The sequence below is a fragment of the Microbacterium sp. Y355 genome (genome assembly GCF_059445345.1).
Genome location: NZ_JCAIUD010000001.1, coordinates 2,381,741 through 2,396,577, shown reverse-complemented (window position 1 = coordinate 2,396,577; position 14,837 = coordinate 2,381,741). Strand labels below are relative to the sequence as shown.

Annotated in this window: 12 protein-coding genes; 9 read left to right on the top strand and 3 right to left on the bottom strand. The window is 63.8% G+C overall.

Going from position 1 to position 14,837, the window contains the following annotated elements; translation table 11 throughout:
- Position 1: 1 nt before the first annotated feature.
- Positions 2 to 1,777, bottom strand: a complete 1,776-nt coding sequence (locus tag AC1C2O_RS11455) for a class I mannose-6-phosphate isomerase (RefSeq protein WP_495430560.1) — start codon at positions 1,775 to 1,777, stop codon at positions 2 to 4.
- Between the two features lie 226 nt (positions 1,778 to 2,003).
- Between AC1C2O_RS11455 and AC1C2O_RS11450 the strand changes: the two genes are divergently transcribed.
- Genes AC1C2O_RS11450 through AC1C2O_RS11440 form a run of 3 tightly spaced genes read left to right on the top strand, consistent with a single transcriptional unit; the run spans position 2,004 to position 5,022 of the window.
- Positions 2,004 to 3,278 (top strand): ABC transporter substrate-binding protein, encoded by a 1,275-nt coding sequence (locus AC1C2O_RS11450; RefSeq protein ID WP_495430559.1) that lies wholly within the window; start codon positions 2,004 to 2,006, stop codon positions 3,276 to 3,278.
- Entirely contained in the window at positions 3,278 to 4,210 is a 933-nt protein-coding gene (locus tag AC1C2O_RS11445) for a carbohydrate ABC transporter permease (protein ID WP_495430558.1), read from the top strand. Before AC1C2O_RS11450 ends, AC1C2O_RS11445 begins: the two co-directional genes overlap by 1 nt.
- Before the next feature lie 2 nt (positions 4,211 to 4,212).
- A complete protein-coding gene (locus AC1C2O_RS11440; RefSeq protein ID WP_495430557.1) occupies positions 4,213 to 5,022 on the top strand; it encodes a carbohydrate ABC transporter permease in 810 nt (269 codons plus the stop codon).
- A 20-nt stretch (positions 5,023 to 5,042) separates the two neighbouring features.
- Here AC1C2O_RS11440 and AC1C2O_RS11435 read toward each other — a convergent pair whose 3' ends face one another.
- Positions 5,043 to 6,257 carry an amidohydrolase gene (locus AC1C2O_RS11435; RefSeq protein ID WP_495430556.1) on the bottom strand — a complete coding sequence of 405 codons (1,215 nt, stop codon included), beginning with the start codon at positions 6,255 to 6,257 and terminating at the stop codon, positions 5,043 to 5,045.
- Positions 6,258 to 6,287: 30 nt separating this feature from the next.
- A complete protein-coding gene (locus AC1C2O_RS11430) occupies positions 6,288 to 6,938 on the bottom strand; it encodes a TetR/AcrR family transcriptional regulator (protein ID WP_495430555.1) in 651 nt (216 codons plus the stop codon).
- Between the two features lie 141 nt (positions 6,939 to 7,079).
- Here AC1C2O_RS11430 and AC1C2O_RS11425 point away from each other — a divergent pair, with 141 nt between their 5' ends.
- The 6 genes from AC1C2O_RS11425 (at position 7,080) to AC1C2O_RS11400 (ending at position 14,823) form a co-directional block, all read left to right on the top strand.
- Positions 7,080 to 8,762, top strand: coding sequence for an ABC transporter substrate-binding protein (locus AC1C2O_RS11425; RefSeq protein ID WP_495430554.1), 1,683 nt, complete (start codon positions 7,080 to 7,082; stop codon positions 8,760 to 8,762).
- Between the two features lie 94 nt (positions 8,763 to 8,856).
- Positions 8,857 to 9,681, top strand: coding sequence for an ABC transporter ATP-binding protein (locus tag AC1C2O_RS11420; protein WP_495430553.1), 825 nt, complete (start codon positions 8,857 to 8,859; stop codon positions 9,679 to 9,681).
- Positions 9,678 to 10,478, top strand: coding sequence for an ABC transporter ATP-binding protein (locus AC1C2O_RS11415; RefSeq protein ID WP_495430552.1), 801 nt, complete (start codon positions 9,678 to 9,680; stop codon positions 10,476 to 10,478). The genes AC1C2O_RS11420 and AC1C2O_RS11415 overlap by 4 nt, the downstream gene beginning before the upstream one ends.
- On the top strand, positions 10,475 to 11,593 hold the full coding sequence (locus AC1C2O_RS11410; protein ID WP_495430551.1) for an ABC transporter permease: 1,119 nt from the start codon (positions 10,475 to 10,477) through the stop codon (positions 11,591 to 11,593). Before AC1C2O_RS11415 ends, AC1C2O_RS11410 begins: the two co-directional genes overlap by 4 nt.
- A gap of 3 nt (positions 11,594 to 11,596) precedes the next feature.
- On the top strand, positions 11,597 to 12,559 hold the full coding sequence (locus tag AC1C2O_RS11405; RefSeq protein WP_495430550.1) for an ABC transporter permease: 963 nt from the start codon (positions 11,597 to 11,599) through the stop codon (positions 12,557 to 12,559).
- The gene (locus AC1C2O_RS11400; RefSeq protein ID WP_495430549.1) at positions 12,556 to 14,823 is read left to right on the top strand and encodes an exo-beta-d-1,3/1,6-glucosidase; all 2,268 of its coding nucleotides are present in this window, start codon (positions 12,556 to 12,558) and stop codon (positions 14,821 to 14,823) included. The genes AC1C2O_RS11405 and AC1C2O_RS11400 overlap by 4 nt, the downstream gene beginning before the upstream one ends.
- Positions 14,824 to 14,837: the final 14 nt, after the last annotated feature.

The following is a 14,837-nucleotide window of genomic DNA, read 5'->3' as shown; positions in this document are numbered from 1 at the left end:
CTCAGACGTTGCGCTCAGTTCCACGCACGTATGCCGTGACGGTGCCGAGCTGCTGGCCCAGGCCTTTGCCGTGCGGCCGGAGGACGTAGGGCCCGACTGCCGCCGGAATGATGAACGTCTCGGCATAGTGCACGACGAACGGCGCGAACGCACCGGTCGGGCTCTCGACGACCGCCTCGGCGCCCTCGACCAGGTTCAGCACATGCACCGTTCCGTGGGTGTTGGCGTTGACAGCTTCAGTGAACCAGTGGCGACGTACCTCGATGAACTCCAGCTCGTGAAGACCGGTGCGTTCCTCTGTCCACCCGGGTCCCGATGCGATCTGGTCGACCTGGCCGACGAGTTGGTCGGCGACCCACTCCGTGTCGCGGTTCCACTGGATGTTCGGTATTGCGTGCTCGAGGTGGATAGGGCGAGGCTTGCCGTCGAGGCCGAGCCTGTCCCAGTCCCACATCTTGAACGTGAAGGTGGAGGGCGTCGCCGAGATCTCGAGAACCATGGTTCCCGCGCCAGAGCAGTGCACGGTCCCGGCCGGGATCGCGAAATGGTCGTGCTTCTTCGCTGGGAAGGTGTTGACGTAGTCCTCGGCGGGAAAACTGATCTCGCCGCGTGCGGCCGACTCGAGATCTGCGGTCATCTTTGCCGGGTCGATGCCGGTTTTCGTGCCGAGGTAGACGACAGCATCCTCTTCGGCATCGAGCAGATAGTAGCTTTCGTCCTGCGTGTAGTGCTTGCCGAACGTGTTCTGTACGTAGCTGGTGAGAGGGTGCACCTGCAGGGAGAGGTTTGCGCCACCCATCGTGTCGAGGAAGTCGAAGCGGATCGGGAACTCCGCACCGAATCTTGAGAACGTGCGCTCTCCCAGGAGCCGCTGTGGCTCAGTGAAGACGATGTCGATCGAGGGCAACTCGAAGAGTTCGTCGCCGATGCTGAGCAGAATACTGTTCTCTTCGGGAACGCAGTCGAAGCACCAGGCGTAGTTCTCCGCCGTCCGATCGAGGTCGAACGACTCCTTCATCCACTGCCCACCCCACACTCCGGGGTCGAAGAACGGCACGACGCGGAACGGCGTCTGCACAGCGGTATCCATTGCGGCGAAGAAGGTGTCCGCGGTGATGAGCTTCGCTGCGGAGCTGGATCGATTGGTGTCGAGCACGAAATCGATCTGGGGGAACAGCGAACGCTTGTGTCGGTCTGCGACAGCCCACTCGACGAAGTATCCACGTTTGAATTTGCGGATGCTGTCTTCGGAGTGGTTGTTGCTGCGCCAGTTGGGGGCACCGTTGCGCTGACGCTGTTGGATCTCCCACCGCGCCATGTCAGCGAGTACCAGGACGCAGTGCGGGAGAGGAACGAGCGCGCTCCCCCAGCCGATGAGGACAGTGGGCGTATTCGACGACACGACCCGCCCGGCGATCGCGCTCAGCCGATCCTCGTCATAGAACTCGACGAGGAGATGGTGGCTCAGGACTCCGAAGACCCGATCATCCGTCAGGTTTCGTGCGAGGAGTTCGTCCAGCGCGTCGACGGACTTTGCGGCCTCGGTCTCCACATCGATGACCGTATAGCCGGGGAGTGCCTCGCGTATTGCCGCGCTGAGAGCTGCGATGTCGGTGCCAGGATAGGCATCCACGACGATGAGCGGTTGACTTCCTGCGCTTTCTGCAGTGCGCGCCACCTCAAGCCACGCCTCGTCACCGCGCCACACGTGATGGTCTCCGGGGACGACGATCACCGGTTGCTTCTCGTAGCTTGTGCGGGGAGTTCTTGCTGCCACAGTGCTCGTCCTTAACATCTTGGGGAACTTTTGATAACGTTACCATAGCCAATTTCGAGCTCGATTGCTGCCGGAAAACATCTTTCTTCAGTCTCGACTCGGCGCGTGGTATCGTTACCAAACTTCATCAGCCACGTGATCTCGAACCCTAGAGAAGCACCCGGCACTCATCTTGTTATCAAGGAGGATTCAAGGCATGAACGGCAGACACAGCACACTGAGACGGGTGGGAACTGCGACCCTTGCGCTTGCGCTCGGCGTCGCGTTGGGAGGCTGCGCCCAGGGATCATCGGGCGGCGGCGGCGGGCAGGGCTCCGATTCCGCCACCGTCACGCTGAACGGCGACCGCGCTGACTTCGCGGAGGGGTATCTCCTCGCCGGTGAGGCGCTTGAAGGCATCACCGGAATCGGCCTGGAGGCGCAGAATGTGCCCTCGACCGAGAACTATCAGCAGGTCGTACGTTCTTCGCTGCAGACCAGCAGCACAACTGATCTCGTGAAGTGGTGGAACGGGTACCGGCTGCAAGAGCTGGCTCGCACCGGCGGACTGGCAGACCTGACCGCGGAATGGGAGTCGGCCGAAGAAAAGGGCTGGGTGAACCCCGAGACCCGCGACAGCTTCTCGTACGACGGCAAGGTGTACGGAATGCCCATGTACAAGAGCTACTGGGTGATCTTCTACAACAAGAACGTCTTCCAGGACGTCGGCATCGAAGTGCCGACGACATGGTCGGAGTTCGAGGCCAACAACGACAAGCTCAAGGCCGCCGGGGTCACCCCGCTCTTTGCGACGCAGCAGGCGGGGTGGACCTCGTTCATCTGGTACGCCGAGATCCTCTCCAAGCTGGATCCGCAGTTCTACGCCGACCTCATGGAAGGAAAAGCCAAGTACACCGACGAGACTTCGCAGAAGGCTATGCAGATCTGGTCGGACATGTACGCGAAGGGCTACTTCACTGCGGCCGATGTGGCGTGGGACAACGAACCCGCGCTCCTCGCCGAGGGGACTGTCGCCCAGGTGCCGATGGGAACGTGGCGCAACGGCATCTTCGCCGACACCGGGATGACTGAGGAAGACTACGGCGCATATCTGCTGCCGGCCGTGGAAGACGGAGTCGATCCTTCTGTGATTGTGGAATCTGGCACGATCGCGGTGGCAGAGAAGGCACCGAACAAGGATGCTGCGCTCGAGACGATGGCCAACTGGCTGAGCCCCGACGTGCAGCAGCCCTGGGCCGATGAGATCAAGGACACCTCCGCGAACCCGATGGTGACGACCGACGACCCCATCCTCACCGAGGTCCTCGATGCGGTTTCCGCGGAGAAGCCCACCGAGCTCGTGCGCTTCTGGGAGGCCGGGCCGCCCCCGCTCATCGAAGGAAGTGTGCAGTACTTCGGCGCGTTCATGGCCAACCCGTCCGAAGACAACATCATGCCGACGCTTGAGAAGCTACAGGCGCTGGCTGACACCGAATGGGCGAACTGGAAGGCCGCGCAGTAGTGCGCACCGCCACACAAGCGCTCACGACGGCCGGGTCGGGGAAGAAGGCTGCTCCCCGACCCGGTCGGCACGGTGCACACATCCGGGACCGAGCCAGCGCCATCCCGTTCCTCACGCCCGGTGTGGCGCTGGTCGGCGTCATGCTGCTCGTTCCGTTCGTCCTGACGGTGTACCAGAGCCTCACGAAAGACAACGGCTTCACGTCGACGTTCATCGGGCTGGACAACTACGCTCGTCTCTTCCAAGACCCCACGTTCCTCCAGTCACTGCTGAACACGGTGATGTGGACGATCGGGACGCTCATCCTGCCCGTCGGTATCGGGCTTCTCGTCGCGGTGTTCACGAACGGCATGCGCGGTGGTCGCTGGCTCCGCTATGCGTTCATCCTCCCGTACGCGCTCTCCGGCACGGCAACGGCGGTCATCTGGGGCTTCATCCTCCGCTCCGATGGAGCGCTCAATCAGGCGATCGCATTCTTCGGGGGCATCCCTCCGGCATCGGGTTGGCTGCTGGAATGGCCTACCAACACGATCGTGATGATACTGGCGAGCACTTGGCAGGCGACCGGTGTGGCCGTCATCCTCTTCCTCGTGGGCCTTCAGTCCATTCCGCCTGACACGATCGAGGCGGGTTCGCTCGACGGTGCGAGTGGGATGCGCCTGTTCTGGCACGTCGTACTTCCCCAGCTGCGTCCGGTCACCGTAGTGGTTGTCGGAATCTCTATCACGAACAGCCTGCGCGTATTCGATCTCATCTGGTTGCTGACCAAGGGCGGCCCTGGTGCGGTGTCCGAAACCCTCGCAGTGACGATGTATCGGCAGACGTTCATCATCGGTGACTACGGGTACGGCGCGGCCGTGGCTGTCGTCCTGGCCATCATCGTCGTTGCGGCGTCGTGGTTCTATCTGCGCCCGCAGTTGAAGAAGGTATGACAATGATCGGCAGAACCATCCGCAACGTCGTCGTCATCGTGTTCGCCATCCTCTGGCTGATCCCGGTCTATCTGCTTCTGGTCAATGCCTTCGTGCCGGTCGAGGATTACACGGGTGCTCCCTCGTGGTTCCCTACCGGGTTCGGCTTCTTCGAGAACATCGCACTGGCGTGGACGCAGTCCGGGCTCGGTGCCGGGATGCTGAACAGTCTTTTGTACTCCACTGTCTCGGCACTAATCGCCGTCTTCGCCGCAGCGCTCGCCGGGTTCGCGGTCATCGTGATGCCGACGAGGCGGCCGACCCTGTGGTTCTGGGTCATCTACCTCGGCACTTTGCTGCCTCTGCAGATCTTCCTCGCCCCACTCTTCAAGGCGTATGTCTCGACCAACCTGTACGACACGAACCTGGGCATGATCCTGATCTACTCCGCGATTTGCGTGCCGTTCGCATTCTTCATCGTTCGCAACTACCTGACGACGCTGCCTCCGGAGGTCACCGAGGCCGCGAAGCTGGACGGCGCCGGGTGGTCGCTGCTCTTCTGGCGGATACACCTGCCGCTGATCCGGTCGTCTTTGTTCGCCGCGTTCATCTTCCAGTTCACCTGGGTCTGGAACGATCTGCTCTTCGGCATCACGTTGACGACCAGCCCGGACCGTCGCCCGGTGATGGCCGCGCTTGCCGAGATCAACGGCGGATTCTCGAGCCTCGGTCCGCCGGTCGTCCTTGCCGCGGCGCTCGTCGTCTCGCTGCCGACGGTGATTCTCTTCCTCACGTGTCAGCGATTCTTCGTCTCCAGCCTGCGGCCGGTCTGAGTCTGCGCCCGTGCGGCGGCTCAGCCGAAGAACTCCCGCACGGCCGTCGACATCGCCGTCACGCCGATCTCGATGGTCGGGTGGATCTCCGGTGCGAAGAACGGCGAGTGGTTCGTCGGAATCTCGCTGTCGACGGTGCCGTTCGCAACCGCGGTGGCGTACTTCGCGGGGTCCAGCCCGCCCCAGAACCAGAACACCAGAGGTGCGCCGGCATCCCGTGCGAACCATGACACGTCTTCACTGCCGGTGAACATGCCCGGATCGATCACCGCTTCGTCGCCGAGCACGCGGCGCAGTGCGGTGGTCACCCGCGAGGTCGAGTCCTCGTCGTTGATCGTCGCCGGGAGGGTGTGGTCGGTGCGGATCTCCGGCTCGCGCTCTGCGCCGGATGCCGAAGCCTCTGCACGGACGATCCGCTCGACGCTTTCGAGAACCTTCGCGCGCATCTCGTCGTTCGGGTAGCGCAGGCTCAGCTCGAGCGTCGCTTCGGTGGGGATGATGTTGTTCTTGAGCCCGGCGTGAATCGAGCCGACAGTGACGACTGCGACATCCTTGGGGTCGACCTCGCGAGAGGTGATCGTCTGCAGCCGCATGACGGTCGCTGCCGCCATCACGATCGGATCGATGGTGGTGTGCGGGCGTGACCCGTGCCCGCCGCGACCGTGCATGGTGACGGTGAGACCATCGGATGCCGCCATCTGCGTGCCGCTGCGCACGCCGATGATTCCGGCCGGGAACGGCGTGACGTGCTGACCGAGCACGATATCGGGCTTCGGGTAGCGGTCGAGGATCCCGGCATCCAGCATTGCCCGCGCTCCGGCGCCGTACTCCTCGGCTGGTTGGATGAGCACGACCAGTGTTCCTGACCATTCGGCGCGCTCGGTGACGAGCTTTTCGACGGCGCCGATCATCGCGGTCACGTGCATGTCATGGCCGCACGCGTGCATGACGGGCACGGTGTGTCCGGCGGGATCGACGCCGGTCGCGGTGCTCGCGTAAGCCAGTCCCGTCTGCTCCTGCACGGGAAGCGCATCCATGTCAGCGCGAGCCCAGACCACAGGACCATCGCCATTGCGCAGAAGAGCGACGACGCCGGTGATGCCGACACCCTCTTCGACCTCGAGCCCGAGATCGCGCAGGTGCTCGGCGGCGATGCTGGCTGTGCGGGTTTCCTGGAACGACAGTTCCGGATGCCGGTGCAGGTCGATGTACAGGGACTCAAGGTCGATGCTCATGGCCTCGACTCTATCTGTGCGATGCCGGGATCAGGATGCCGCGACGACGTAACTTTTCAGCTCCGGTCCTGGACGCAGCACCCCATTCACGATCGCACGGATCGCGAACTCGCTCGCCTCGCCGAGTTCGACGACATCCGGATGCAACAGCCACTGCAGCTGCAGCCCATCCATCACCGCGAGGATCGAAGCGGAAGCAGCCGCGATCGTGCCCGGCTCGATCTCGCCCTCCTGTGCGCACAGCGCGTGGAAGGCCGTTGAGACCTCGCGACGCAGAGTCGTGTAGCGATCCTCGAAGAAGTCGCGCGCCGCGTGACCGTCGGTCACAGACTCTGCAGAGAGCACCGTGTATGCCTGCACGATGCCTGGTCGCTGGGCATTGGTGAATGCCGTGCGAACGAGGTGCAAAAACAGCTCTGCCCCGCCAGGGATGTGCTTCTCGAGCAGCTCGGCGACATCGTCCTGATCACGGAAAGCGAGTACCTCGAGCAGCAGCTTCTGCTTCGAGCCGAAGTGGTGAAGTACCCCGGCGTGCGTCATCCCGACCTGCTCCGCGACGTCGGAGAGGGTGCCGTTCGTCGACCCCTTGTTGCCGAAGATCTCGATCGCGGCCTTCAGGATCTCGGTGCGCTTCTCGAGCGTGGCGGGGCGCGTTCGCGTCTCCGATGAATCAGTTGCCACGGCATCCTCCTTGGGCGAGTGTAACGGTCTGGCAAAGGGTACTTGCAAAGCTTACTGACTTGTAGGTAATCTCACTGAAGTTTACTTTCTCATGAGTAAGCAAAAACCCCCCTGCACAAAGACCGTGTCCAAGGAGAAGCAATGAAGCTCAGTAGATCTCTGATCGCCATCGGCGCGATCGCCGCCCTCAGCACCGGCGTCCTCGCCGGCTGCGCCTCGCCGTCCTCCGACGGCTCCAGCTCGAACGGCTCCAACTCGAACGGCGCCGACGCGGCGCTCACTATCGCCAAGCCAGACGGCGCGATCACCACCGAATCGCACAACCCTTACCTCGGCGATTCCTCCGCCTCGAAGTACGGCTACGCGAAGGCGATCTTCGAGCCACTCGCTCTCGTCAACCCGACGGGTGACCTCGGCACCACTCCGTGGCTGGCCGAATCGGTCGAATGGAATGACGACTACACGGCGGTCACGGTCGTGCCCCGCAGCGGAGTCAACTGGAGTGACGGCGAACCCTTCACCGGCGATGACATCATCTTCACGTTCGATCAGTTCCTCAGCGGCAAGCTCACCGATTCGCAGGGGCTCAAGTACACCGGCGCCACCGTCGACGGCGATGCGATCACTCTGAACTTCGCCGACTCGAAGTACATCGCGCAGTCACGCGTGCTGCACACCCCGATCGTGCCCAAGCATGTCTGGGAGAACATCGAAGACCCCAATACCGACCCGCTCACCGATGAAGGGCTCGTCGTCGGCACTGGCCCGTACACGCTGTCGAGCTGGACCACGGAATCAGTCACCCTCGCCGCGAACGACGACTACTGGGGCGGCGAGCTCGCGGTCCCCGAACTGCACTACGTCTCTTACGGCGACAACGCCGCACTCACAACTGCGCTCGCATCCGGCGAAGCGGACTGGGCGCAGGCGTTCATCCCGCAGATCGAGGACAGCTACCTCGCAGTCGATGAGGACAACCACTACCTCGTCTCATCGACGGCCGGTGCCGGAACGCTGTTCTTCAACCTGCAGACCAAGCCGTTCAACGATCCGGCACTTCGCGAAGCTCTGGCGTGGACGATCGATCGGCAGGCCTACGTCGACATCGCCCGTGAGGGCGCGAGTGAAGTCATCTGGAACGCGACGGGACTCGGATCCCTGCTCGAAGACGAGATCATCCCTGAGTACCAGGGCACTGACTACTCCGTCGACATCGACAAGGCGAAGCAGATTCTCACAGATGCCGGATACACCTGGAAGGACGAGGACCTGATCGACCCCGACGGCGAGGCAGTGTCCTTCTCGATCTCGGTCCCCGCCGGATGGAGCGACTGGAACACCGAGCAGGCACTCATCGCGGAAGAGCTCGACGAGGGTCTTGGCATCGAAGTCAAGATCGACCAGCCCGACTGGGGCGGCTGGGATGTCGCACGCCAAGAGGGCACGTTCCAGGCGATCATCCACTGGCTCGAGGACACCGGCAACGCCTATGGTCTCTACACCTCGACGATGGACCCCAAGTGGATCGTCGACGACAAGGCGCAGTTCAACTTTGGCCGTTTCGATGACCCGAAGGTCACCGAGGCACTGAACACCTATGCGAACGCCTCCTCTGATGAGGATCGCGCAGCCGCTCTCACGGTGATGGAGACGGCCTTCGCTGAGAACGTGCCGGCGATCCCGCTCGGTTCGCACCCGTTGCTCGGGCAGTACAACACCCGCAACTACACCGGGTGGCCGACCGACGACGATCAGTACGCCTCAGCCGACCCGACCCAGCCCGGAATCGTCCAGATCCTGACGGCCCTGACCCCCACGTCCTAAACCCTCCCGCGAGACTTCGCGTATGTCACCGTTTTCCTCGGATTCCGTGACATACGTGAAGTCTCGCGGTGTGGTGGGCATGAAAGTGATACCCATGTCAGACCCCCTGCTTTCCGTTCGTGACTTCTCGGTCGTGTACGACGTGGACCCGCCCGTGGCGGCGGTGAAGAACGTCAGTCTCGAACTGCAACGCGGCGAGATTCTCGGCCTTGCCGGAGAATCCGGATGCGGCAAGACCACCCTCGCCTACGGCATCCAGCGACTCCTCAAGGCGCCAGCGGTGATCGCGAGCGGATCCGTCACCTTCCATGATGGGGCGGGTGACGACATCGACGTCGGCACCCTCGATGCCGAGCAGATGCGCCGGTTCCGCTGGGACAAGATCTCGATGGTCTTCCAGGGAGCGATGAACGCGCTCAATCCCGTCGCCACGATCGGCTCCCAACTTGAGGACGTTTTCGAGATCCATCGCCCCGGCATGAGCAGGCGGGAGCGCCGCGAGGCCGTCATAGAACTGCTTGAGATCGTCAAGGTGGGCGCCCAGCGCATCCGTTCCTTCCCGCACGAGCTCTCCGGCGGTATGCGTCAGCGCGTGATGATCGCGATGGCGCTGGCACTCCGACCGCAGCTGATGGTGATGGATGAGCCGACGACCGCGCTGGACGTGCTCGTCCAGCGCGAGATCCTGCGTCAGATCTCGCAGCTTCGCGAAGCGTTCGGATTCTCGGTGATTTTCATCACACACGACCTTCCGCTGCTGTTGGAGATCAGTGACCGCATCGCGATCATGCGCGCGGGCGAGATCGTTGAGCTCGATACCGCGGAGCGCATCTGGAACGCTCCGCAGGACGAGTACACGCAGACGCTGCTGTCATCATTCCCGCGCCTCACCGGAGAGAAGGGCGTGGTTCTCAGATGAGCATTCTCGAGGTCCGAAACATCACGAAGGTCTACAACGTGCGAGGCGCAGGGCAGATCGCCGCGCTCTCCGACGTCAGCTTCACGCTGGAGTCCGGACGAACGCTGGGCCTTGTCGGCCAGTCCGGCAGCGGCAAGTCGACAATCGCGAAGATCCTCACCCAGCTGGAGCGCCCGACCAGCGGTGAAGTACTGCTCGACGGCATGCCCATCCCACGCCGCGGCAAGGGCCTTCGCACCTATCGACAGCAGCTGCGCATGGTCTTCCAAGACCCCTTCGCGTCCCTCAACCCGTACCACTCGATCCGCTACCACCTGGAGCGCCCGCTGCGTCTGGACGCCGTAGTGCCGAAGGAGGAGACCGAGGCTGAGGTGCGCCGCCTGCTCGAACGCGTGCGGCTGGATCCGGATACCGTGATCGATCGCCGTCCGCACGAGCTCTCCGGCGGGCAGCGTCAGCGCGTCGCAATCGCTCGAGCGCTGGCATCCCATCCTTCGATCCTCGTCGCTGACGAACCGGTGTCGATGCTCGACGTCTCCATCCGTCTCGGAGTGCTGAACCTGCTCGCCGACCTGCAGCGCGAGGAGGGGTTGGGTGTGCTGTACATCACGCATGACCTCGCCACCGCCCGCCACTTCAGTGACGAGATCATGGTGCTCAATCAGGGTCGGGTCGTCGAGCATGGCCCGGCCGACGACGTCATCCTGCGTCCGAAGGACCCGTACACACAGGAGCTTCGCGCAGCATCCCCTGACCCTGAGCGATTCTTCGCCGACACCATCGGAGGTGCACGATGACCGCCGTCGAACCCCAGTTGCCCGTCACCGACCGGTATCCCACCGACCAGCATTCCGTCGATCAGCAACCCGTCGACGGCGTCGAGATCGGAACCACGGCGACGAAGGTGATCGCCGGTCGATCACGCATCCCGTGGCGCTTCCTCGGTGGACGTGCCGCGTTCTACCTGTTCACGCTGTGGGCGGCTCTCACGATTAACTTCTTCCTGCCACGCATGATGAAGGGAGACGCGGTCAGCCAGTATCTGTCCCGCAACCGCGACGTCTCGCCTGAAGCGGCGGATGCGCTTCGTGCGCTCCTCGGCTTGGACACCGACAAGAGCCTGTTTCAGCAGTATCTCGAGTACTGGGGACTGCTGCTGCGCGGCGACCTCGGCGTCTCGCTGCTGCATGGCCTCCGCCCTGTTACCGAGGTGATCAGCCAGGCGCTGCCGTGGACGATCGGCCTGGTCGGCTTCGCGACGATCGTCTCCTTCGCGATCGGCACGATCGGCGGTGCGATCATCGGATGGCGCCGGGGGAGCCGCCTGGAGGCTTTCATCCCGATCACCACGTTCCTCAGCACCATCCCTTACTTCTGGCTGGGTCTGCTCGCGATCGCCGTCTTCTCGGTGAACCTCGGCTGGTTCCCGATCGGCAAGGCCTATGGCGTGGGGATGGTGCCCGGCTGGAACCTGGAGTTCATCGGCCAGGTCATCCACCACGGCGCGCTTCCCGCTGCGACCATCGTCATCGCCTCGCTCGGCGGATGGATGCTCGGGATGCGGAACATGATGCTCACCGTTCTCGACGAGGACTACATCACCGTCGCGCAGGCCAAGGGCATGCCGCACCGGCGTGTGTTGTGGCGCTACGCCGCCCGCAACGCCGTGCTTCCGCAGATCCAGAGCTTCGCGCTGTCGATCGGATTCATCGTCGGCGGCACGATCGTGATGGAGATGGTCTTCAGCTATCCCGGCGTCGGCAAGCTCCTTCTGGATGCCACGAATGCGAAGGACTATGCGCTGATGCAGGGCGTTTTCCTCGTCCTCACCCTCTCGGTGCTGGTGGCGAACATCCTCGCCGACATCGCCTACGCGTTCCTCGACCCGCGCACGCGCCAGACGGAGGCCTGAACGATGACTACCAACACATTCCTGACGAAGACCGCCGGTGCCTTCGCGATGTTCCGCAACGCGAAGTCGATCACGGGTCTGTCGATTCTGGCGTTCTTCGTGCTCGTCGCGATCTTTGCCGATGTTCTCGCACCGTTCTCGCCCACGCAGATCGACAACTCGGCTCGGTTGCAGCCGCCCTCCGCGACGCACTGGCTGGGGACGACACATATCGGGGAGGACGTGCTCAGCCAGGTGATCCACGGAACCCGCGGTGTCATCGTCGTCGGCTTTCTCGCAGCGCTGATCGCCACGATCATCGCAATCACCGTCGGCGTGATCGCCGGATACCTCTCCGGTTGGAAGAGCGAGGCTCTGTCTGCGCTGACCAACGTGTTCCTGGTGATCCCCGGTCTTCCGCTCATCATCATCGTCTCTTCGCTGTTCGAAGACCCGCCCCTGGTGCTCATTGCCGGGGTGTTGGGGCTCACCGGATGGGCGTGGGGTGCCCGAGTACTGCGCGCGCAGACCATGTCGCTGCGCAACCGCGATTTCGTTCAGGCCGCCCGAGCCAACGGCGAGCCGCTGCGACGCATCATCACCGTCGAGATGCTACCGAACCTCATGGCGCTGATCGCAGCGAGCTTCGTCGGCACGGTGACCGCCGCCATCCTGGGGCTGACGACGCTGTCGTACATCGGTGTGATCCCGATGACCACGTACAACTGGGGGACGATCCTGAACTGGGCGTCGGCGCAGGGCGCCTTTGGCCAGAATCAGTGGTGGTGGTACATGCCTCCTGGACTCTGCATCGCTGCCATCGGCGTCGCGCTGTCTCTGATCAACTTCGGCATCGACGAATACGTCAATCCGCGGTTGCGTTCCGCCGGCGAACGCGCCCGCGCCATGAAGAAGAAGGGTCTCGACGTCAACGACGCCGTCACCGCCGTCCGCATGACCGCCACCACACAGAACGCGAATCGATGATCTCTCAGACCCAGACCGCGACGTACCTCGACCCGGCCGTTTCGGTTCCGGAGCGGGTGGCAGACCTGCTCGGGCGCATGACGCTCGAGGAGAAGATCGGGCAGATGCTGCAGCTCGATGCGCGTGACGATCTCGACGACCATGTGTTGCGGCGCTCAGTCGGATCGATCCTGCACACCTCCCCTGAGCGCCTCGTCCGCGCGAACGAGCTGACGGCCGAGACACGGTTGCGCATCCCGCTGATCGTCGGTGAGGACTGCATCCACGGCCACTCTTTCTGGCCGGGTGCGACGATCTATCCGACCCAGCTCGGGATGGCTTCTTCATGGGATGCTTCGCTCATCGAGCGCGTCGCCCGTGCAACCGCGGTCGAGGTGGCAGCCACCGGCATCCACTGGACGTTCTCACCGGTTCTCTGCATCGCCAGGGACCTCCGCTGGGGGCGCGTGAACGAGACATTCGGCGAGGACCCGTTCCTGATCGGCGAGCTTGCCTCTGCGATGGTGCGGGGCTATCAAGGCGAGGGACTCGACGATCCGACCGCGATCCTCGCCTCTGCCAAGCACTTCGCCGGATACTCCGAGACCCAGGGAGGCCGAGACGCCAGCGAGGCGGACATCTCGCGCCGCAAGCTCCGTTCGTGGTTCCTGCCGCCGTTCGAGCGCGTCGCGCGGGAAGGATGCCGCACCTTCATGCTCGGATATCAGAGCACCGACGGCGTCCCGATCACCATCAACGACTGGTTGCTCAGCGACGTGCTGCGTGGCGAGTGGGGGTACACCGGCACGCTCATCACCGACTGGGACAACGTCGGCCGGATGGTGTGGGAACAGCATGTGCAGCCCGACATCATGCACGCTGCGGCCGCCGCGGTGAAGGCCGGCAACGACATGGTCATGAACACGCCGACCTTCTTCGAAGGCGCCCTGGATGCCGTCGCACACGGCCTGCTGGATGAGAACTCCTTCGATGTCGCTGTCGAACGGATCCTGACGCTGAAGTTCGAGCTGGGTCTGTTCGAAAACCCGCGGCTACCCTCAGACGAGGTGGAAGCCGTGGTTGGCAGTGCCGCGCACGCAGCGCTGAACCTCGAAATGGCGCGCCGCTCGCTCGTGCTGTTGGAGAACGACGGGCTGCTGCCGCTTTCGTCGGCTGCGCCTGGCGAGCCGCTGTCGCCTTCGACCGTGAAGCGCGTCGCCGTCGTCGGACCACTCGCGGATGATGCGCAGGAGCAGCTTGGTGATTGGGCCGGTGGGTCAGGTCAGGCCGGGTGGCTGGATGGGCAGCCGCGCGAGATGATCACGACCGTGCTCGACGGGCTGCGCGAGGTCGCGCCGTGGGAGGTGGTGCATGCCAGAGGTGCAGATATCATCACCCTCGAGCCCGACCCGCGCGGGGAGACCTGGCCGGACGGTCAGCCGCGACCGCCGATCGTGCAGGCGTGCGAGCCCAACGAGGCGCAAATCGCCGAGGCTGTGGCCGCGGCATCCTCTGCGGATGTCGTCGTCGCCGTGGTCGGCGATGCGCGGGGGCTGTACGGAGAGGCCCGCTCGACCGCAACGCTCGAGCTTCTCGGCGGACAGAACGCACTGCTCGACGTACTGGTCGAGGCCGACACCCCCGTGGTCGTCGTATTGCTTGCGTCGAAGCCGCTCGTGCTGCCGGCATCCGTCTCGCGCGCCGCAGCAGTGCTTTGGGTTGCGAACCCTGGCATGCAGGGCGGGCGCGCGATCGCCGAGCTGCTCACCGGCAGGGTCGAGCCGACCGGCCGTCTGCCGATCTCGTTCGCCAGGCACGCCGGGCAGCAGCCGACGTACTACAACCAAATTCGCGGCCAGCATGGTGACCGCTACGCCGACCTCACCCAGTCGCCAGCGTGGGCGTTCGGGGAAGGGCTGTCGTATACGACAGTTTCGTATTCCGATCTCGCCGTCGAGGAGCCGGCGCTCGCGGCATCCGACACTGTCGTTGCGCATGTGACGGTGATCAACACCGGTGAGCGTGCGACGATCGAGACGGTGCAGGTCTATGTGCGGGACGCCATCACGAGCGTGAGCTGGACCGACAAGGAGCTCAAGACTTACCGCCAGGTGTCGCTGCAGCCGGGGGAATCCGCGCGTGTGCGGCTGGATCTGCCGGTCGCGGAGTGCACGCTCGTGGATGCCGCGGGCAACCGGGTCGTCGAGGCGGGGGAGTTCGAGCTGCTGGTTGGGCCGAGTTCGCGGGACGAGGTGCTGCTGACGGCGGACTTCACGGTGAGTTGAGCTCCGGCGGCCCC